Origin of the sequence: Paenibacillus sp. FSL H7-0735, from assembly GCF_038008505.1 — a bacterium.
Lineage (GTDB): Bacteria > Bacillota > Bacilli > Paenibacillales > Paenibacillaceae > Paenibacillus_AQ > Paenibacillus_AQ odorifer.
The window spans coordinates 5,758,984-5,779,660 of the sequence record NZ_JBBOZH010000001.1 but is presented as its reverse complement, the minus strand read 5'-3'; the positions used below and the strand labels follow the sequence as shown (position 1 = coordinate 5,779,660).

Annotated in this window: 23 protein-coding genes and 1 other annotated feature; of the genes, 22 read left to right on the top strand and 1 reads right to left on the bottom strand. The window is 45.2% G+C overall.

Going from position 1 to position 20,677, the window contains the following annotated elements:
• Nucleotides 1-163: 163 nt before the first annotated feature.
• The 3 genes from NSS82_RS26245 to NSS82_RS26235 all read left to right on the top strand — a co-directional run bounded on the left by NSS82_RS26245 (nt 164) and on the right by NSS82_RS26235 (nt 4,046).
• Nucleotides 164-1,330, top strand: a complete 1,167-nt coding sequence (locus NSS82_RS26245) for a GGDEF domain-containing protein (RefSeq protein ID WP_076272784.1) — start codon at nt 164-166, stop codon at nt 1,328-1,330.
• Nucleotides 1,331-1,363: 33 nt separating this feature from the next.
• Nucleotides 1,364-2,521 carry a GGDEF domain-containing protein gene (locus NSS82_RS26240; RefSeq protein WP_076272783.1) on the top strand — a complete coding sequence of 386 codons (1,158 nt, stop codon included), beginning with the start codon at nt 1,364-1,366 and terminating at the stop codon, nt 2,519-2,521.
• 337 nt (nt 2,522-2,858) lie between these two features.
• Nucleotides 2,859-4,046 (top strand): glycosyltransferase, encoded by a 1,188-nt coding sequence (locus NSS82_RS26235; protein ID WP_076215570.1) that lies wholly within the window; start codon nt 2,859-2,861, stop codon nt 4,044-4,046.
• 92 nt (nt 4,047-4,138) lie between these two features.
• On the opposite strand, the gene NSS82_RS26230 is transcribed toward NSS82_RS26235, so the two are convergent.
• Entirely contained in the window at nt 4,139-5,125 is a 987-nt protein-coding gene (locus NSS82_RS26230) for a diaminopimelate dehydrogenase (RefSeq protein WP_036685143.1), read from the bottom strand.
• A 231-nt stretch (nt 5,126-5,356) separates the two neighbouring features.
• Between NSS82_RS26230 and NSS82_RS26225 the strand changes: the two genes are divergently transcribed.
• The 19 genes from NSS82_RS26225 to NSS82_RS26135 all read left to right on the top strand — a co-directional run bounded on the left by NSS82_RS26225 (nt 5,357) and on the right by NSS82_RS26135 (nt 20,674).
• Nucleotides 5,357-6,580 carry an SPOR domain-containing protein gene (locus NSS82_RS26225; protein WP_143766178.1) on the top strand — a complete coding sequence of 408 codons (1,224 nt, stop codon included), beginning with the start codon at nt 5,357-5,359 and terminating at the stop codon, nt 6,578-6,580.
• Nucleotides 6,581-6,778: 198 nt separating this feature from the next.
• Nucleotides 6,779-7,024, top strand: coding sequence for a DUF4321 domain-containing protein (locus NSS82_RS26220; RefSeq protein ID WP_036685144.1), 246 nt, complete (start codon nt 6,779-6,781; stop codon nt 7,022-7,024).
• A gap of 34 nt (nt 7,025-7,058) precedes the next feature.
• The gene (locus tag NSS82_RS26215; RefSeq protein ID WP_036685146.1) at nt 7,059-7,655 is read left to right on the top strand and encodes a Maf family protein; all 597 of its coding nucleotides are present in this window, start codon (nt 7,059-7,061) and stop codon (nt 7,653-7,655) included.
• Between the two features lie 25 nt (nt 7,656-7,680).
• Nucleotides 7,681-8,370 (top strand): RadC family protein, encoded by a 690-nt coding sequence (gene radC / locus NSS82_RS26210; RefSeq protein ID WP_036685147.1) that lies wholly within the window; start codon nt 7,681-7,683, stop codon nt 8,368-8,370.
• A gap of 38 nt (nt 8,371-8,408) precedes the next feature.
• Nucleotides 8,409-9,443 carry a rod shape-determining protein gene (locus tag NSS82_RS26205; RefSeq protein ID WP_036685150.1) on the top strand — a complete coding sequence of 345 codons (1,035 nt, stop codon included), beginning with the start codon at nt 8,409-8,411 and terminating at the stop codon, nt 9,441-9,443.
• Between the two features lie 62 nt (nt 9,444-9,505).
• On the top strand, nt 9,506-10,384 hold the full coding sequence (gene mreC, locus NSS82_RS26200; RefSeq protein ID WP_036685152.1) for a rod shape-determining protein MreC: 879 nt from the start codon (nt 9,506-9,508) through the stop codon (nt 10,382-10,384).
• On the top strand, nt 10,384-10,914 hold the full coding sequence (gene mreD, locus NSS82_RS26195) for a rod shape-determining protein MreD (protein WP_080742577.1): 531 nt from the start codon (nt 10,384-10,386) through the stop codon (nt 10,912-10,914). Before mreC ends, mreD begins: the two co-directional genes overlap by 1 nt.
• A 79-nt stretch (nt 10,915-10,993) precedes the next feature.
• Nucleotides 10,994-11,653, top strand: coding sequence for a septum site-determining protein MinC (gene minC, locus NSS82_RS26190; RefSeq protein ID WP_036685154.1), 660 nt, complete (start codon nt 10,994-10,996; stop codon nt 11,651-11,653).
• A 5-nt stretch (nt 11,654-11,658) separates the two neighbouring features.
• A complete protein-coding gene (minD, locus tag NSS82_RS26185) occupies nt 11,659-12,453 on the top strand; it encodes a septum site-determining protein MinD (RefSeq protein ID WP_036685156.1) in 795 nt (264 codons plus the stop codon).
• A 202-nt stretch (nt 12,454-12,655) separates the two neighbouring features.
• Nucleotides 12,656-13,552, top strand: coding sequence for a M23 family metallopeptidase (locus NSS82_RS26180; RefSeq protein ID WP_076272782.1), 897 nt, complete (start codon nt 12,656-12,658; stop codon nt 13,550-13,552).
• Nucleotides 13,545-14,387 (top strand): M50 family metallopeptidase, encoded by an 843-nt coding sequence (locus NSS82_RS26175; RefSeq protein WP_038573036.1) that lies wholly within the window; start codon nt 13,545-13,547, stop codon nt 14,385-14,387. Before NSS82_RS26180 ends, NSS82_RS26175 begins: the two co-directional genes overlap by 8 nt.
• Nucleotides 14,388-14,437: 50 nt before the next feature.
• Nucleotides 14,438-15,679 (top strand): Rne/Rng family ribonuclease, encoded by a 1,242-nt coding sequence (locus NSS82_RS26170; RefSeq protein WP_038573035.1) that lies wholly within the window; start codon nt 14,438-14,440, stop codon nt 15,677-15,679.
• On the top strand, nt 15,660-15,827 hold the full coding sequence (locus NSS82_RS26165) for a hypothetical protein (protein WP_155288184.1): 168 nt from the start codon (nt 15,660-15,662) through the stop codon (nt 15,825-15,827). The genes NSS82_RS26170 and NSS82_RS26165 overlap by 20 nt, the downstream gene beginning before the upstream one ends.
• Nucleotides 15,742-15,828 (top strand) — a sequence feature (ribosomal protein L21 leader region). Its footprint overlaps the gene before it by 86 nt.
• Nucleotides 15,829-15,842: 14 nt before the next feature.
• A complete protein-coding gene (gene rplU, locus NSS82_RS26160; RefSeq protein ID WP_036685166.1) occupies nt 15,843-16,154 on the top strand; it encodes a 50S ribosomal protein L21 in 312 nt (103 codons plus the stop codon).
• A 12-nt stretch (nt 16,155-16,166) separates the two neighbouring features.
• Nucleotides 16,167-16,502: a ribosomal-processing cysteine protease Prp gene (locus tag NSS82_RS26155; protein WP_036685168.1), complete on the top strand. Its 336-nt coding sequence runs from the start codon at nt 16,167-16,169 to the stop codon at nt 16,500-16,502.
• A gap of 17 nt (nt 16,503-16,519) precedes the next feature.
• Nucleotides 16,520-16,831 carry a 50S ribosomal protein L27 gene (gene rpmA / locus NSS82_RS26150; protein ID WP_036685171.1) on the top strand — a complete coding sequence of 104 codons (312 nt, stop codon included), beginning with the start codon at nt 16,520-16,522 and terminating at the stop codon, nt 16,829-16,831.
• 243 nt (nt 16,832-17,074) lie between these two features.
• Entirely contained in the window at nt 17,075-17,815 is a 741-nt protein-coding gene (locus NSS82_RS26145) for a Spo0B domain-containing protein (RefSeq protein WP_076105522.1), read from the top strand.
• 15 nt (nt 17,816-17,830) lie between these two features.
• Entirely contained in the window at nt 17,831-19,141 is a 1,311-nt protein-coding gene (gene obgE, locus NSS82_RS26140; RefSeq protein ID WP_036685174.1) for a GTPase ObgE, read from the top strand.
• A gap of 210 nt (nt 19,142-19,351) precedes the next feature.
• The gene (locus NSS82_RS26135; RefSeq protein WP_076100995.1) at nt 19,352-20,674 is read left to right on the top strand and encodes an SPFH domain-containing protein; all 1,323 of its coding nucleotides are present in this window, start codon (nt 19,352-19,354) and stop codon (nt 20,672-20,674) included.
• The last annotated feature ends 3 nt before the right edge of the window (nt 20,675-20,677 follow it).

The following is a 20,677-nucleotide window of genomic DNA, read 5'->3' as shown; positions in this document are numbered from 1 at the left end:
AGCACTTCCCCCGAGCTCCGTGCAGGGGGAAGTGCTTTTTTGTATACTTAAGCGGTGTATGTACATTCTAAAAAATGAAATAAATAGGGTATTTGCTGAACCGGCCATTGAGTGCTATAGTGCTGTCAGTAGAGGATCAATTTTTCCGTGTAGGTGGTGACTCATGGACTCCCAGCTTGATATCAAAACGTTAGTGTATTTATTTATTTTTGGAAACCTATTTATATTGGTGCAGATAACCAATTACCGGAGGAGCGCTCCTAAAGACAGGGCATCCACATTATTCATACGCTCTAAGGCGGTGCAGCTGCTCTTCTGGTGTTCATTATTATTATGGGGCCATATTCCCCGTGCGTTATCCATTCCACTTAGCAACGCTTTGATTCTTCTAGGCTGCTGTCTGGAGATTATTGCTTTACTGCTGATGATGGGCATTCTTGGGCAGCGGATAAAGTTGTATTACATAACGCTTTCCATACTTAGTTCGATTACTTTTAGTATTGTTGCCGTCTTCTTCCATCATTCCAGCTGGCGCATAGCCTGCACCTCACTATGGTCGATACTTTTTATTGTCTATCCAGCTTACCACCTCACGGTGAACCCCAAAGGCACCCCTCTTCAGAAGATACTCGGAATATTATTTTACGCTTTTGCAGGGATTATGCTGCTCCGCGCGATTGTTGCACTGATCTGGGAGCCAGAGATGAACGTGTTCACAACTAATCTTTCGCAGTATTTATATTACCTGGGGATGTATTTATTATTGATTGTGGGAGCCGCAGGCTTTATTCTACTTTCTAACGAGCATTCCTTTGTAAAACTGAAACGAATCGCTAGCTACGATGATCTGACTGGAATCCTTAACCGTGGAGCATTTCTTCAGGAAGCTGAGGTACGGCTTGAGAAGGCAGTTGCTGAGCAGGAGTACTTTTCGTTTATGCTGCTGGATTTGGATCACTTCAAAGAAATCAATGATACATACGGCCATGATACCGGTGATGTTGTTCTGGAAGAATTCGCATTGACGATTAAGGACAACCTCGAAAACAGCGATTTATTCGGCAGGCTTGGCGGCGAGGAATTTGCAGTTATACTTTGCGGGCTTGATGAAGCTAGCTGTGACCGGAAAGCTGAAGCGTTACGAGAGGCAGTAATGAAGACGTCCACACAAAAACTCTCACAAGGTTATACAGTTAGTATAGGTGTAATTACGATCATGCCGGATCAGGAGATCTGGATAAATAAGCTGTACAAGCTGAGCGATAAAGCGTTATACCAAGCCAAACAAGAAGGAAGAAACCGAGTGGTCAGATACAATTATATTTATTGAGCTTAGAGAATACAGGGGGTGAAATTCACTAACATGCATCTGGATCTCAAGACACTGCTGGTCTGCCTCTTTATGTGGCAATCATTCACGGTATTGCTTATTGTTGTCTATCGTTTGCGTTACGCGCAGGAACGGACTTCTACCTTGTTTGTCACGGCAAAATATTTGCAGCTGGCAGCTTTAATTCTCCTTTTGCTGAACGATTTCACAGACTCGCGACTTCCCATTCCAATCAGTATGCTGCTTGCTTTAGCAGGAGGTACGCTGGAAAGCTTAGCGCTTCTGATGCTTCTCAGGGTTTTTGGGAGTTGGGTTGAACGATATTATACGATCCTGTTCGGAGTGTCCATTGTCGTTGTAGTCCTACTGCATTTAATTATGCCAGATGAGCGGTTCGTTATGGCTGCAACTTGTCTATTTGGGATTATGATCATAGCTTTACCTGCTTACATATTAGCTGTGAAGATTAGAGAGACCTCTCTCCAGCAAACCATGGGATTGTTGTACGGTGTTGTAATTTTAACGCTGGTTGGCAAGGGACTTGAACCGTTATATTCGATGTTAGGACTGAATGCACTGACCTCTCACTGGCTGCAGATATTTTTTTATCTGGGGATTTATTTGCTTATGTTTTTAGGAACTGCGGGAATCATGCTGCTATATAGAGAGGATTCCTTTACAGAATTGGAGCGGGTGGCCACTTATGATGTGCTGACAGGTATTTTGAATCGCAGATCCTTTGTTCAGCGTGTCCGACCTTTAATAGCTGCCTCAGCGATGAAGAAGCTGCCATATTCTTTTTTACTGCTGGATGTTGATCACTTTAAACGTATAAACGATACCTACGGCCACAATACCGGCGACCACGTTCTGAAGGATCTGGCTCATAAAATAAAACAGCAGCTTGGCAATGGCGATCTGTTCGGAAGATTCGGCGGTGAGGAGTTCACTGTGCTGCTGCATAGAGCCGATGAACAAAACAGTGATATGATTGCAGAGCGGATGCGCACAGCGGTTACAGGGGCGATCATTCATGGTGTACCTCTGCCTTACACAATAAGTATTGGAGTCATCACGGTGGATTCAGGTGAACGATACTCATTGAGCACTCTTTACAAACTTAGTGACATTGCATTGTATCAGGCTAAGAAAAAGGGCCGGAACTGTGTAGTTAGAAGCTACGACAACTAAAGTGTCTTCCTTTCGACATTATACGAGGGAGACGCTTTTTTTGTATGCAAAGAGGATTAGTACATAATACCTAACGATTACAACTTCTATTAATAGAGCAATTCATGATTATGTATGTCGTGAAAAAAGGGGGGTTAGTCTGTTTTTTAGAAAAAGCGGCGGTTTATAAGGGGAAATTGTAATAGAATTCTGAGGAACCAGAAAAAAACTTAAAAAAATTTAGACTTCCCCTATAAATCGACAAAACTTTTAAGTGAAATGAGTTACTATTGAACTGCATCTAAAGTTTCAGTTGGTAGATGGGGGTTTTTATTACAAAATACAAGGAGCCAGAGTCATGCGAGAAAGAATGCTGTTCCTATCAGCCCAGAATCAAAGCGCAGAGGATCTAGAAGGAGAAATGAGAACAGGGAGTATTCTCGAGATTTTGCTTGGGAAATTTGATATAGATTTGCTGACGTACGGAAGTGCCAACCAAACCGTGTCTATTAATGAGCGGACGGCACTTACGGTTCATAACATTAACGAAGATTATACGACCTGGAGGCCAATGTTGCGCCCCTTACATAAACTGCGGAATTTCACAAATTTAAGTCATATAGATAAAGATATGAAGAACACTATTCTGGAGCTTTGCCGTTCCAATAATTATAAGCATGTATTTATATCGCATGTCCTATTGGGAAAATGTATTGATATGGTGAGGAACTTGCTTCCAGAAGCCAGTGTGATCACAGATACCTATAGTTTTGCAAACGGAAGCGGAGGATCTTCCGGAGAGACAGGGAAGTTAAGCAGGAAGAATCCTTATAATAAACTCAATGCTGCATGGGATCGTAGGAATAAACGGCGATTAATGAATAAAACGGGTCTGCTTTTAGCAACCTCGGAATGGGATGCACTAGCGTTCAAATCTCTATCATTTGCCGATGCCCGTAAGGTTCATGTTGTCCCCCATTTCATCAAGATGAATGAGTATGAGACTTTTGCAGAGCCTGTGACTAAAGAAAATTCAATTGTGCTGCACTGGAATATGAATATGAGACTGGGAATAGATGCAGCCCGAGTATTCTTTAAAAAAACCTATCCCATGATTAAGGAGCAAGTGCCAGATATCAAAAGTTATATTATCAGCTCAGAGGTTCACCCGGAGGTCATGACTTTGATTAAGGAAGATGAATCGGTCATAGTCACTGGACCAGTAAATTCCTCTACTGAATACATACGACGGTCTAAAGCTGTTCTGGTGCCTATCCTTGAAGGCTGCGAAGTTTCTAGAAATATACTGGAATCCTGGGCGCTTAAAACGCCGGTGGTTACTAGCTCTATCATGTGTGAGAAGCTGAATTGTGAGCATAACCGAAATATTTTGCTGGCTAATACCTCGGTTGAGGTTGTTGGAAGTGTATTGAATTTACTGAAAAATCCTGAGCTTGGCGCTATTATTGCGGATCGTGCGCATGAGACTTTATTAAAGAATTATGAAATGAATCATGTTAAGAGTAAGATTCTTAGTCTTGTATAGAAGGTTGTCTGACAAGATGCTTGCTGCTCTGGACAACAAATAACCCGCGAGGACCATTAAAAGTCCTACGCGGGTTATTTGTTGACAGGATTTTAGAGCAAGTTGCGGCGCAGTTCTTCTGGTGATTTCGGAGACAACGTTCCAAGTGGAATATCGAATACAGTACGCGCTCCGCTTTGACCTTCTTGACTCATACGCTGAGCAGCTCTGGCATAAGCCACAAGCACACTAGCCGTAAATTCAGGATTGCTCTCCAGCTTCAGGCCGAATTCAACGATTTGTTTCGTGCCTTCTCCTGTTACACCACTGCGAATAACAAACCCGCCGTGCGGAATACCGCTATGCTGAGCTGCTAGTTCTTCTTCAGTGATGAAAGTAACCGTAGTATCATAATCTGCAAAATAGTTCGGCATATTCACGATTTCTTCGCGAATGCGCTCTTGATCTGCACCTGCCTCAGCTACTACAAAACACTCTCTAAGATGTTTTTCACGAGTAGTAAGTTCTGGTGTTTCACCCGCACGGATAGCCTCGATAACCTCTTGTACTGGAACCGTATATTGTACGCCACCTTTAACGCCTTCTACTCTGCGAATGGCATCGGAGTGACCTTGGCTGACGCCTTTACCCCAGAAAGTATATTCTTTACCTTGTGGAAGAATAGCTTCAGCTAGCAGACGGTTCATGGAGAACAGGCCTGGATCCCAGCCCGTAGAAATTACGCTGAGTGTTCCGCCTTGTTTAGCTGCGGCATCAACGGTCGCAAAGAACTCAGGGATTTTGGCATGAGTGTCAAAGCTGTCCACGGTATTAAACATCCGGGCAATAGCTGGTGTCTGTTCTGGCAGGTCGGTAGCCGATCCTCCGCACAGAATCATAACATCCACTTTTCCCTTATATTGTTCGACGGCAGAGATATGCTCGAATTTCACACCGGTTTCACCGGCTTCCAGTTGTCCAGGCTCTCTGCGCGTAAAGATCGCAACCAGCTCGATATCTTCACTTTGGTTAATAGCCTTACGTACACCTTTTCCTAAATTACCGTAGCCCACAATTGCTGCTTGAATTTTTTGTTTCAGAAAAAGCCCTCCTAAACTGTAATGAACTAAAATCCTATTTCTAGCTTAACTAGTATAGTGCACACTTTTAGCTCTTTTTATATAGTATATAAAAGTTACATGTAATGTAAACTGAATCCGTATAACTTTCATTATTCATTTGGCTATAAAAATAGCATATCTCTCTATTGTCTATCATATATTTCCATATAGATTAGATGAGGTGAGGTGTTACTGTTGAATAACGGAAGAATGACATTCCGATTTGACGTGAATAAGGACGAGCCTAAGCCAAAACCGCAGGTAGTGGAGCGCTGGTCCAGTGGCGGACTGGGCACAGCTGAAGAATATGCAGAGGAGTTGCGCAAGGAGGTCGGTCCAGCACAGCAGCATACTTGGGTGCATGAACCTAATTTACGCTCTACGCGTGAGGCACCACCGGAGGATGCTTACGACTACTACTCAGGAACTGTAGATCCACGCCAGCAAGAATGGGACGAACAGGATAGAGATTTCAGAAATACGCAGCAATCGTATCTGCTTTCAGATTTGGTACTGGATGACAGAGATAAATCAGCAGAGGTTTACACGGGAAGTTATGGAGGCTCATACCATACTCGTCGCCCATCGTATTGGTGGAAATTATCCCTGTCTGTGGTGGGGGCGATCGGCACAGGTCTACTGCTTGGGTATGCGGCGCTTTCCTTTTTTTATGGAGGAAACATGGACAGTAGTTCAGGAACTGGGATAACAGATACATTGGCTACTTCAGGGCAGACTTCTGGAGCTAATGATCCAGCAGGTGTAGGAACCTCGGGATTGCCGGTTACGGGCACAGATGATGCTGGCAAAAACAGTATTCCTGTTCAAGTGGCTGCGCAAAGCTACTACCTGCTGCAGTATGGCGTATTCAGTACGCCGGCAGGCGCGGAACAAGCTAGACAAGAGCTGTTGGACGCTGGCTTGGCTGCGGGCTTAGACCCTGCTGACGGAAATCGTGTATATGCCGGAATGTCCTCTGACCGTGAACAAGCTAAGCTGCTCAGCAGTGGTCTGAAGAATCAAGGGATTGAGCTTTATGTGAGAGAGGTGGATCTTCCCGGAGTGGAACGATTAGGATTTGCCGGAAATGCGGAGGCTGTGAATAGTTATTTCGCGGTGAGTGGACAGTTGCTCAGTGAACTAAGCAGTCAATCCGCTTCGTTACTCAGTGGCGGGCAAACGGATGCGGCAGCTAATACCTCAGCTGTGAGTGATCTTCATCTCCAATGGAGTGAAGCTGTTAAAGCTCTGGAGCAAGGCATAACGCCTGAAGCCAAAAGCATTTGCGCAGCGCTAGAGAAATCTATGAGCCAAGGAATTTCAGCACTGAGTGAATATAACAAGAACAAGGCGCAAGCCCTGCTTTGGGAAGTGCAGGAGTCCATGCTGAGCTTCTTGACCAGCCAAAAACAGCTGCTGTCTGCTATGAATTGAATGCTTGGATTGCGGATTCAAAAAACAACAAGTCTCCGGGGAATTGGGGGCTTGTTGTTTTTTTTGGAGAGGGGTATCGTTCCGCAACTTTTAGGGCAAAAGGTGGTAAACATTACCGTAGGGGATTTTACGTTTGTATTGATCACCGTTTCACCGTATAATAATTAGGGTGTCAAAAAATGGCGAGGGAAGACTGAGATGAAGAAGAAAAATGTAGGAACACTGCTGTTATTTCTAATTCTAGGCTGGCTGGCTGGAGCCTGGATCGCCAAGCTGCTGCAGCCCGTAAAGGCTCTGTCTTTTCTAACAACATCGACTGTGCTCAAATGGTCTCCGCGAGCCGATTTAGACATCATAACCTATGACATCACTATTCATTTGAAATTGTGCATGCTTAGTCTCGCCGGTATTATTACAGCTGTATGGCTGTACCGCAGACTGTAACTCTCGTTACTGAGCAAGAAGGGACGTTTACAACGTGGACAACTCACCACTCATTATTCTAGCCTCAGGTTCACCGCGTCGACGTGAGCTGTTATCCTTACTGGGTTTGCCCTTTGAGGTCATTACCAGCGAAGCTGATGAGAGCACACCGCCGGATTGGACGCCGGAGAGAATCGTGCGCAGTCTAGCTTTGCGAAAAGCAGAAGCCGTAGTAGCTGCAGCCGGAGAGCGTAACGCAGTCATTATAGGAAGCGACACAATTGTTGTATTAGATAATACTGTGCTAGGCAAACCGGTGGACAAGCTGGACAGCAAAGCGATGCTTACTAGACTTCAGGGCCGAACTCATAAGGTATACACGGGTGTAGCCTGCCTCGGACTCCCTAATGGGAAGACTATAGTGGAGCACCGTGTTACTTCCGTAACGATGAGGGCAATGACTGAAGAGGAAATTGCTGCTTATATAGCTACGGGGGAGCCTGCTGATAAGGCTGGCTCATATGCGATACAAGGGCTTGGGTCCATTTTGGTGGAACGAATTGAAGGCTGTTATTTCAATGTAGTCGGATTGCCTTTGTCGCTTCTTGGCGAAATGCTATCCGAGTTCGGTATAACTGTATTGAGCCGGTAGGAAGCCTGGGGAAAGAGGGATAGGGATGGAGTCGCAACCAATTATGCTGCGGGACCTCCCCCATGAAGAACGACCTAGAGAGCGCATGATGCATTATGGGGCGGAATCATTAAGTCAAGCGGAGTTGTTAGCCATTCTGCTGCGTACGGGAACACGCCGCGAGTCGGCTATTCATATTGCACAGCAGATGCTGGGGAAGATCGGTGGCCTGCGTGGGCTAGTTGACCTTAGCATCGAAGAACTGACCAAAATCAACGGTATCGGTCCTGCCAAGGCCGTACAACTAAAAGCAGGCATCGAACTGGGAAGGCGCCTTGCGAATTCCAGGTTCAATATGCCGGTCATTATCCGCTGTCCTGGGGACGCTGCAGAGATTCTGACTGAGCAATTGCGTTATTTGCAAAAGGAGCATTTTGTCTGTCTGTTTCTGAACACGAAGAATCATGTGATTGGACAAGAAACATTGTCCATGGGCAGCCTGAATGCTTCGATCGTTCATCCTCGTGAGGTATTCAGAGCAGCTATAAAATGCAGTAGCGCCTCTATTATATGCGCGCACAATCATCCTAGTGGTGATCCAACACCTAGTCCAGAAGATATTTCCCTAACCGCTAGATTGCTTCAGGCAGGTGAGATTATCGGAATAGATGTGCTGGACCATCTAATTATCGGAGATAGCAGTTTCGTAAGCTTGAAAGAAAAAGGACATATGTAATATAAATGTAGATTTACTTAGGAAAAGGAGAAATTAGCATGTTGGGTGGTTTCACAAAAGATTTAGGAATTGACTTGGGGACAGCGAATACGCTTGTCTACGTACGCGGTAAGGGCGTTGTTGTAAGAGAGCCTTCCGTTGTAGCCATTAACACTGATACTAAGACGATTGAAGCCGTGGGTGAATCCGCCAAAAAAATGATCGGTCGTACTCCTGGAAATATCCGTGCGATCCGCCCGATGAAAGATGGCGTTATCGCTGATTTTGATACAACGGCTACGATGATTAAATATTTTATTCGTCAAGCACAGAAACAGCGTTCTATGTTCCAGCGTCACCCTAATGTAATGGTCTGCGTGCCATCTGGTATTACTGCTGTAGAGCAACGTGCGGTAGAAGATGCTACCAAACAAGCTGGCGCTCGAGAAGCTTACATTATCGAAGAGCCTTTTGCTGCTGCTATCGGTGCGGATCTGCCAGTATGGGAGCCTACAGGTAGTATGGTTGTAGATATCGGTGGAGGTACAACTGAAGTTGCCGTAATCTCGCTCGGCGGTATTGTTACTAGCCGTTCAGTGCGTGTTGCAGGTGATGAAGCGGATGAGTCCATCATTCAATACATCAAACGTCAATACAATCTGATGATCGGTGAACGTACTTCGGAGCAGCTCAAAATGGATGTTGGCTCGGCCCTTCCTCTTGAAAAGGCTGAAACCATGGAAATTCGCGGCCGTGATCTCGTAACAGGTCTGCCAAAAACACTTACAATTACTTCTGATGAAATCTGTGAAGCTTTGTCTGACACAGTGAATGCTATTATTGAAGCTGTTAAAGTAACATTGGAAAAATGTCCGCCAGAGCTTGCAGCAGATATTATGGATCGTGGAATTGTTTTGACAGGTGGGGGAGCCTTGCTTCGCAACTTGGATAAGCTGCTTGCACGTGAGACGGGAATGCCGGTTATTGTTGCTGAGAATCCACTGGACTGTGTAGCTATTGGAACCGGTAAGGCACTTGAGAACATTCATTTGTTCAAGAGCCGCAGCGGATCCAGTCTTCGTTCGAAGAGATAAGATGATGTTCTACCACTTGTGTAAGTCAACCCCTGTTATGGGAGAAATACTGTTGTTAGAGGGTGTTGAAACTGTTTAAACTCTTAAGCAATAAACGTCTGTTTATTCTGTTGATTACACTGGTGCTGTTCATTGTGGTAATGGGCTTCAGCTTGGCAACAAGGAAAGGCTTGTCCTGGCCGGAGAACTTTCTCAGAGATTCGACTGGTTTCGTGCAAAAAATGTTCTACAAGCCCGCTGGATATGTAGCGGGCTTGTTTGAAGATATTGGAAATCTGAGTGATCTTGCTAAAGAAAATGAACAGCTTAAAATTATGGCTGCCCAGTATGCACGTGATAAAGCCCAGTATAATTTCGTCAAGGCGCGGAATGACGAGTTGGAGAGAAATTGGAATTTCACTGAAGAACAGAAAAATTTGTATAAATATGAATATCGTATTGCACAGGTAATTAGCCAGACAACAGAGCCAAGCAATAGTACGATTGTTATCGATTTGGGCTCCAAAGATGGGGTTAGACCTAATATGTCCGTGATTTCAGTGGATGGTCTAGTCGGTGTTATCAGTAAGGTGAGCAATTTCACCTCCACAGTGAAGCTGATGACAATGATGGACACCAATGATCCTAATTCCCAGCCGCCTATTGCGGCAACTGCCTTAAATAAAGAGGGTAAATCCTTTGGGATGATTGAGAGTTATAATCCAGAGACGAACAGACTGCTGATGACTAAGATTCCACCGGGTGATCCTATTGCAGCGAAGGATACTATTCTGTCTTCCGGTATTGGGGGGTTGTATCCAAGGGGATTGACAATAGGCACAGTTGAAAGCGTCGATGTTGGTGAATTTGGATTAACCTCCACAGCAGTGATTAAGCCTTCAGCAGAATTTCAGGACTGGAAGCAGTTGATTGTTGTGTTTACGGAGGAGCGTGCTGAATAGTGAATATGCGCAGATCAGTTCTTGTTCTGTTACTGTTCCTCTTATTTATTGTGGAGGGAACCATTTTACCTTGGCTGATTCCAGATGTGTGGCAGATGCGAATCATTCCGAATCTGGTTTTTGTAGTGTTATTGTTCGTGACTATTTATCATCATCGGCATACAGCACTTATATTGGGATTATGTTTTGGAATGCTGCATGATGTCGTTTTTTACGGCAGAATTCTTGGAGCACACTCTTTTGCGATGGGATTGTCGGCTTATTTAATCGGCCTTTTATTTCAGATTCCGCGTGCTCCGCTGCCCCTTATGATGACTGTGGTTCTGCTTGGAAGTCTACTTGAGGATAGTATACTATTTGGTATCTATAGTGTATTTAATCTTAATCAAGAACCTTATAGCTGGGCGATTTTGAATCACATGCTGCCGACGATGCTTTTCCATTTTGCCATCGGGCTACTCTTCTACATACCGGTTCGGCGCCAGCTTGAGCTAATCAAGAAAGAAACGAATAAAGAAGAAGCGGCTTAAATAGCTTCTATTTTCTTTCTATACAAAGCAGGAATTTAAGGGGCCCGGCACGAATGAATGAGGATAGGGGGCCAGGCATATGACAGTAAAATCCAAGCATGTAAGGATTAAGGGCATCAAGGATGGCCTGATATTCCTGCTAGACGACAAATGTCCCTTTGAAGATCTTCTGAGCGAGCTTCGCTATAAGCTGGAGCACAGCCATCAAAATATTTTAACTGGACCGATTGTACATGTGGACATAAAGCTGGGCAATCGTACCGTAACTGAGGAAGACAAGGAAGCTGTGCTGGAGATTCTTAAGGGACAGGGAAATCTGTTGATTCGATCTATAGAGGCGCTTCCAGCGCCCGGCAGTGAGGATAATGACGCATTGTTTTTGATGAGTGGAATTCTACGTTCCGGTCAGGTGCTGCACCATAACGGAAATCTTCTATATCTGGGGGATGTGAACCCTGGGGGGACCATAACCTGTTCAGGCGATATTTATATACTAGGTTCGCTAAGAGGGATGGCGCATGCTGGAGTAGACGGGAATGAGGAAGCGATTATAGCTGCTTCTTTAATGTCTCCAACACAGCTGCGAATTGCCGATATTATTAGTCGTCCGCCCGATGAATGGGAAACCCGTGAAAGCAGTATGGAATTTGCATATTTAACAAACGGAGCTATGCAGATCGATAAGATTCATAATTTGGTCAAATTACGTCAGGATTTAAATGTGTTTAAAGGGGTGTAGCCTCCATGGGAGAAGCGATAGTCGTAACCTCGGGCAAAGGCGGAGTTGGCAAAACAACCACAACAGCCAACATTGGAACCGCACTTGCACTGCAGGGCAAAAAAGTATGTCTCGTCGATACCGACATTGGACTGCGTAATCTGGATGTAGTTATGGGGCTTGAGAATCGTATTATTTATGATCTTGTGGATGTAGCGGAAGGACGTTGCCGCCTTAATCAAGCGCTCGTTAAAGACAAGCGCTTTGATGAATTGTATATGCTGCCTGCAGCTCAAACAAAGGATAAAACGGCTGTCTCTCCTGAACAAGTAAGAGATATCATTCTTGAACTAAAGAAGGAATATGAGTATGTTCTGATCGATTGTCCGGCAGGAATCGAGCACGGCTTCCGCAATGCGATTGCCGGTGCGGATAAAGCGATTGTGGTTACCACACCAGAGCATGCCGCTGTGCGGGATGCCGATCGTATTATCGGACTATTAGAACAGTCGAGTGTGGAATCGCCGAAATTGGTGGTAAACCGTATTCGCCCAGGTCTTGTGAAGTCTGGGGATATGCTTGATATTGAGGATATATTACAGGTGCTGAACATTGATCTTATCGGAATTGTTCCGGATGATGAACTAGTCATTAAAGCCGCAAATAACGGAGAACCTACAGTTATGAATCCCGATTCGTCAGCAGCTATTGCCTATCGCAATATTGCACGCCGAATTTTAGGTGATGCTGTACCCCTGATGCAGCTTGACCGCAAACCGGGAGCATTTAAGAAACTTAAGAAATTTTTCGGTATGGCTTAATTTTTACTAAGCAATCCTATTATAAGAAGCATACACGGGTCCCACGAGTAGAGAAATCTATGGTGGGGCTTATTTTTTTTGAATAAATATGAATGTATGGCATTTCCGGGATTTAAATGGTCTGTCTTGGAGGGGCTTGTTCTAAAGAGACTTCCGTGCTTCATAAAATGGAAGTAAAACAAGCCCGTCCGGAGGGATAAATATGGATCAGAAATCAGATATCAAGAATCGCCGCAAGGAGCGTATTCGTAGTTTATTGGAGGAACTCCCGGAAGTCTCAGCAGTCTCAGGAGTTTCGGAAGTTCAAGAACTAGAAATAGCGGAGGCTCCCCCTTTATTTATTATGCCGGATAAGAGTACGAGCTTTAAGGAATGGGGAACAGGATTTAAGAATGCGGATCAATCCTCTGTAGAGCCCGATCCAGAGGTGATGTGGAAAAAGAGTCGTGGAGGCTGGGAGGGTGATGGCGGTGGAGGCTCAAATTTTACTGCCGGTTTTATTCGGCGCTTTGTTGCTAGTGTTCTTGTGTTTGGAGCAGTGTGGGGGATTTTTGCGGTACATCAGCCATGGTCGTATAAGATGCAAGCTTTTATTAGTGATGCGTTAAGCAATGACATGGATTTCACGGCTGTGAGAGTTTGGTATGAGGAGAACTTTAACGGAGCTCCAGCGTTCATTCCGATATTTGGGGATAAAGATGAGCCTGCTCAAAAAGTGGCCGCTCATCATCAACTCACTGCCCCGATAGCTGGGAGCGTTGTCCAGCCTTTTGCATCTACGCTAAAAGGGGTGGAAATTATGCCTCAAATCGATTCAACCTTAAATGTGACGGTGAAAAGTATAGACATGGGACGTATTCTCTCCATCTCTAAAGAGCTGGAAGGGGGCATTCGAATTGCTGTTCAGCATTCAGGTGGTGTCACTGCAGAATACGGACATTTGAGCGGCACCAAGCTGGAGGTTGATGACTGGGTGCAGAGCGGGGATTCGCTCGGTTGGATGATGGAGAAGGACGTATCCTCAGCTTCAACACTATTTTTCGCAGTGATGAAAGACAAGACTTATATTGATCCTACAGAAGTGGTATCGTTTGATTAGGATCTTTGGTATCGAACTGTCACTACATCCACTGTTCGTGATCATTATGTTATTCTCCGTGATCACGGGACAATTTCTAGAGCTGCTCACCTTATTTACGATTGTCTTCATTCATGAAATGGGACATGTCGTTGCGGCTCTTTTGGCTGGTGTTACAGTTAAGTCGGTTCAGCTTCTTCCGTTTGGCGGGGTGGCTGTTATTGAAGATCATGGGCGGCTTACAGCCAGTCGTGAGATCGGAATTGCCCTTGCCGGTCCACTGCAAAATGGAATTATGATCGTAATTGCTTTGGGACTTCAACAAGCGGGTTATGGCAATCAGGAATTTCTGACCTATTTTATTCATGCCAATGCCATGATTGGACTTTTTAATCTAGTGCCAGTGCTGCCGCTTGACGGAGGTAAAGTGCTTCAGGCCACTATTAGTTTAGTGCTTCCTTATTACTACACGTTGTTATGGACTGGACGGGTGAGTGTAGCCGCAAGTGTCCTTGTGATTATATATGCGGTGCTGCCTCTTGGAGCGGGTGGAGGCCTTAGGCTGAATATGGTCATGATCGGAGCTTTTTTGCTGTATTCGAATTTTACCGACCATCGTAATTTACCGTACCGGTTTGTTGCTTTTTTGATGAATCGGGAGGCTGTTTATGAGTATCATTTGCGAACAGGAAGCGTAGCTCGTCCAATAGTTGCATTATCTGCGAAACCTTTAGATGATATATTGCGTCTATTTAAACGTAATCAATATCATTTTATCTATGTGTTAAACGGTAAAGGAAATGTTGTTGCTGTTGTGCCGGAACAGCGCTTAATATCAACCTACTTCGGAATATAGTGTATTTATGCAGAGAATGTGAAGGAATGAACGAAACCAGAGGTGAAGCCATGAAACAGATGATCGTTCACTGCACGCAGCACATTACCCGAATGGCTCTTCTGGAAAACGGAAGGCTGGTGGAGTACGCGGCTGAACGCGATCAGCAGCAAGGGTTGGTCGGCAGTTATTACAAAGGCCGTGTGATTAACGTACTTCCAGGTATGCAGGCTGCTTTTGTTGATATCGGACAGAAGAAGAATGCTTTTTTATATGTTGATGATGTATTGCACCCTAATTTGGATAAACAGCCTGATGTGAAGCCCTCTATCGAGACGCTTTTGCAGCCGGGACAGGATATTGTTGTTCAAGTGCGGAAAGAGCCAAGCGGCGGAAAAGGCGCGCGTGTAACGACTCATTATACGTTGCCCGGGCGCTGGATGGTGTACATGCCCTTTGCAGAATACGTCGGTGTCTCCAAAAAAATAAGCCGGGAAGCAGAGCGCAGCCGTCTCAAAGGAATCGGAGAACGTCTGCGAATGAAAGAAGAAGGGCTTATCATGCGGACAGTTTCTCAGGACGAGCCACATGAAGCTGTGGAGGGCGATCTTTCCTTTCTGCGTGCCCAATGGGAGAATATTACACGTAAAGCACAGACGGTAGAGGCTCCCGCTTTACTACATCGTGATCTTAGTATTGTCCAACGCTTTATAAGAGATGCCTTTAATCCGCAACGGGATCAGTTGATTATTGATTCATCTGCCGCAGCTAGAGAAGCAACAGCCTTTCTGGACGATATGGCTCCTGAAGGGTACAAGCCAGTCTGTCTTTATAATGGAGCGGAGTCTATTTTCGCTGCTTATGGTATTCAGGATCAATTGCTCAAGAGCTTCAGCCGCAAAATCACGCTGGAGGGCGGAGCAACAATGATCTGGGATGAGACAGAGGCGTTAACCGTAATTGATGTCAACACCGCTCAATACATTGGCGGAGCATCGCTTGAAGAAACGGTTACCAATACGAATTTGCTCGCAGCTGAGGAGATCGGTCGTTTGATCCGGTTACGCGATACTGGTGGAATCATTATTGTCGATTTTATTGATATGGAACAAGAGCTTCACCGCAAGATGGTCACAGAGCGATTAGAGAAAGTGATCTGCAAGGATCGCACCAAAACACATATTTTGGGGTGGACAAGACTCGGGCTGCTCGAGATGACCAGAAAGAAGGCAAGGCATGATTCAGCCAGCTTTGCGCCTGTGATTTGCCAGTGCTGCGGGGGAACCGGAAAAGTTGGAGAATGGCTGGAATGAGTTGACGATAAGTCATAAGTATGATACTATCTTCAAGTATGTGTTTGATGCAGTTGATCCTGCACATGCTGTAACCGCTCCGATCGGGTACATAAGCGCAGTTCCTACGGGAATTCTGCCACCTAGACTAGGCGAGTCTGAGACATGAGGAGGTGCAAGTAAAATGTATGCAATTATCGAAACTGGTGGTAAACAATACAAAGTCCAAGAGGGCGACGTTTTGTTCATTGAAAAGTTGGAAGCTGAAGACGGCGCAAGTGTAACTTTTGACCGTGTATTGGCTGTTTCTAACGATGGTGGTCTGACTGCAGGAACTCCGCTAGTAAGCGGTGCGTCTGTAACAGCTAAAGTCGAGAAACATGGTAAAGGCGCTAAGGTTGTAGTTTACAAATACAAACCTAAGAAGAACTACCATAAGAAACAAGGTCATCGTCAACCGTACACGAAAGTAACTATCGAGAAGATTCAAGCGTAAGAAGGTGCGTTAATGATTAGCGTGCGGATTACACGATTATCGGATCTAGGAACTATCGTTGGCTTTGAGGTTAAGGGGCATGCGGGTTATGCGAAGCGTGGCGAAGATATCGTATGTGCCGGGGTATCCGCTGTAACAGTTGGAACCGTCAATTCGATTGAGACCTTGACCGGAATCTCCATGGACACGTCCATGAAGAACGGATTCTTAAGTGGAACATTAAGTTCTGTTGAAGATTTCGATACTTCCGCGAAGGTACAATTGCTGCTCGAATCCATGGTCGTGATGCTGAATGATATCGCAGAATCATACGGGAAGTATATTCAAATACAGCAAGTAAATATTTAAAGAAGGAGGTTGACAACATGTTGAAATTGAATCTTCAATTGTTCGCATCGAAAAAAGGTGTAGGTTCCACAAAAAACGGACGGGATTCCCATTCCAAACGTCTTGGCGTGAAACGTGCTGACGGTCAAGCAGTAACCGGCGGTAACATCTTGGTTCGTCAACGCGGAACAAAAATTCACCCAGGAACTAACGTAGGCATCGGTAAAGATGATACTTTGTTCGCAATGGTGGATGGCGTAGTGAAGTTCGAACGTTGGGGCCGCGATCGCAAAAAAGTGAGCGTGTATCCAGTTGATGTCGCTCCGGTAGCAGCGGCACTGGAAGCGTAAGCTTACGGACCATATGAGCAAGTAGAAGCCTCCGGCATGAGTGCCGGAGGCTTTTTTGTAGAATATTCATAATTATTTGTGTTGCAAAGTTGGAAGGGTTAGATAGATGTGAAAATCTCGTTATTATCTCTGGTGAACTACAGTGAACGCGTGTGTTATACTAGGAAATGGTAAATGATACTAACAAAACAAATAATCTAAACGAAGTCATGAATTTTGCGAACTGAGGGACGGGGAGAAAGAATGAAATCCTGGAAAAGTGCAATCTGGGCAGTCATGTTATCCGTAATGCTTCCTTTAGGTCTTTTGTATTGGCATACTTCTCTTCTGACGTGTCTATTACTCGGAGTCTGGGTAGTGGCAATCGTTGCTTTCAGTTTTATCTGGAGCCAGCGTCATTATGAACGGGAGCTGCGTATACAAGAGAACACTCTGCAACAGGCGGCGATTCGGACACTGAATCATCATCGACATGATTGGATGAACGATTTGCAGATTCTATACGGATATATTCAGCTTGGAAAGCCTAATAAATCCGTGGAGTGTGTGGAAAGAATAAAGGAACGCATAGCACTTGATAGTCGTATCGCTAAGTTGGGCATTCCTTCATTGGTTTTCTATATCCAATCCTTCCGAACTAACAGGTCTAGTCTGGAATTGGAAGTTCAGGTGGAGGAAGGGTTGCAGCTAGAGGACAAGCTAAATCCAGAAGCAGGAGATGAGCTGACTTCAGTGATTATGCAGACCATACGGGCTTATCAGTACAACGGGCTGGCTCCTCAGGGGGAGACGCGCAAGCTGCGCCTTGGCTTTTTTCAGGATGGAGGAGACATTCTTATCTCCTTCGAAGGCGAGGGGGAGCATGGCAATCCCGAGCTGCTCAAAGGGCAAATTTATAATATAGTACAAGGAAAAATCATGAAAGCAGAGCAGTTTAAGCCTAGCAGGGCTTATGTAGAGCTGCGATTACCGCTTGAAATGTGAGGAAGGTGAACATTTATGTTCGTAGATAAAGCTAAGATTTATGTTAAAGGCGGTGACGGCGGGGATGGTCTCGTTGCGTTTCGCCGGGAGAAATATGTACCTGAGGGTGGTCCTGCCGGTGGTGACGGAGGCCGTGGAGGCGACGTTATTTTCCGTGTAGATGAGGGACTGCGCACGTTGATGGATTTCCGTTATCAGCGCCACTTCAAAGCTGACAAAGGGATTAAAGGACGGAACAAAAGCCAACATGGAGCGAATGCGGATCATATGATCGTTCGTATTCCGCCAGGAACCATTCTGATTGACGATGATACGCAAGAGATCATTGCCGATATGACGCGTCATGGACAACAGGTTGTAGTTGCACGTGGAGGCCGTGGAGGCCGGGGTAACACCCGTTTTGCCACAGCTAATAATACTGCACCAGAGCTTGCGGAGAACGGTGAAGAAGGCCAAGAGCGTTATGTTGTTATGGAACTTAAGGTAATGGCTGATGTAGGGCTTGTAGGCTTCCCGAGTGTGGGTAAATCTACGTTGCTGTCGGTTGTGTCCGCAGCTCAGCCCAAAATCGGAGCTTACCATTTCACAACAATTACACCGAATTTAGGGGTAGTGGATGTTGGGGATGGCCGAAGCTTTGTGATGGCGGATCTGCCAGGATTAATCGAGGGAGCTAGTGAAGGCATAGGTCTGGGTCACGAATTCCTGCGTCACGTTGAACGTACGCGTATCATCATTCATGTAGTTGATATGTCTGGCTCTGAGGGTCGTGATCCCTTCGAGGATTGGGTTCTAATTAATGATGAGCTGAAGCAGTACAATGCTAGTCTAATCGATCGTCCGCAGATTGTGGCGGCGAATAAGATGGATATGCCTGAATCAGAAGAGAATCTTATTTCTTTCCGTGAACGCGTAGCTGAGGTGCGGCCGGATTTAGAAATCATGCCAATTTCATCCCTTACCCGTCAGGGTGTTCAGGAGCTCTTATATCGTGCAACGGATATTCTCGACAGTATTCCGGTTGCTCCGGTGGTTGAGGAAGTTGCTGAAACTACTGAACGTAAGGTGTATAAGCTGGAAGCAGAAGAGGATAATTCGTTTACTATTACACGTGATAACGAGGCATTTGTGGTCACAAGCCCACGTATCGAACGTATGCTGAAGCGCATGCAGCTTAGCACACATGATGCGATTCTCAAGCTGGCACGGACTTTGCGTCATATGGGTGTAGATGCAGAGCTTCGTAAACGCGGTGCTGTAGAAGGAACAATTGTCCGTATCGCTGATTTCGAATTCGAATTCGTTGAGAACAGCAGCTACTATTAATATTTAGCTGACTATGAAGCGCCAACTATGGTTTTCCTGTAAAGGGATGGCATAGTTGGCGCTTTTTTTGTGAGGAGATCAGTAATTTTTTTCAATAAAAGAACCCAAAACACGATATATATCGTATACAATAAATATCGAAATACACTAATTCCCATTTGGGAGCATACACGTTATTTATATATAAGATAATGAAAGAAGGAATAGCAGATGGCAATTATAGAAGTGGTGAAGTATGACGGTCCTCCAGGTATATTTGCATGGAAATATCCTAACCAGGAGCTGGGAACATGGACACAACTAATCGTTAATGAATCCCAGGAAGCGATTCTATTCAAGGGCGGACAAGCGCTTGATTCCTTTACAGCTGGGCGGCACACTCTAAGTACCGCTAATATACCTATTTTATCCAATATCGTTAATCTTCCTTTTGGTGGAAAATCACCATTTACGGCTGAAGTATGGTATGTGAATAAGACGAATTCGATGAATGTCAAATGGGGAACAAGCTCGCCTTTACAGCTTCAGGATCCTAAATACAAAATTATGATTTCTGTTCGCTCTTTTGGGCAGTTTGGTGTAAAAATCGATGATCCGCGAAAATTCTTGCTGAAGCTCGTAGGGACACTCCCGCAGTTTGATCATGAAACGCTTATCAGTTATTTCCGCGGACTGCTGATGTCGAATATAAATGAACTTATTTCTTCTTACCTTGTGCACAAGCAAATCAGCATACTGGAGATTAATGCTTATGTTGCAGAGATCTCCAAACATATTCAGGGCCGACTAGCCTCGGCTTTCTTGGATAATGGCATTGAGCTGAATAATTTCTATATTGATTCGATCAATATTCCAGAGGATGATCCGGCAACGATTCGTTTGAAGGAAGCTTTGGCTAAAAAAGCAGAAATGGATATCATCGGATTCACCTATCAGCAGGAGCGTGGTTTTGACACGATGGAAGAAGCGGCAGGTAATCCCGGCAATCTTGGAGTGGGCATGATGAACACCGGGATGGGGCTTGGACTTGGAATGGGATTTGCTGGACCCGCTATGGATATGGTGAACCGTATGACTAGAGGGATGAACTTGGATTCAGGGACTACAGTTATACGTCAAGAGCAGCGTTCCTGCTCTAAGTGTGGTGTTATGAATCCAGTAGAGGGACGGTTCTGCAGCGGTTGTGGGCAGGCACTTGGAGGCAACCCGCAAGGTTCTCCCTCTGCGAACAAGATTAAATGTTTTGAATGCGGGCATGAACTAAATGCGGGAGCTAAGTTCTGTCCAGGTTGCGGGAATCCTTATCGTCCTTGCCCATCCTGTAAAGCAGATAATCCTGAGGGAGCGGCTTCTTGTGTCTCCTGTGGAAAAGAAATGCCTAAAGCTTGCGGTAAATGTGGGACTATGGTAGCGCCAGGGGTGAAATTCTGTCCTCATTGTGGAGACAGCATGGTGATTAAATGTAGCGGCTGTGGACATGAGCTGAAAGCTGGACAAAAATTCTGTGCAGAGTGCGGAACAAAAGCAGGCTAAGGA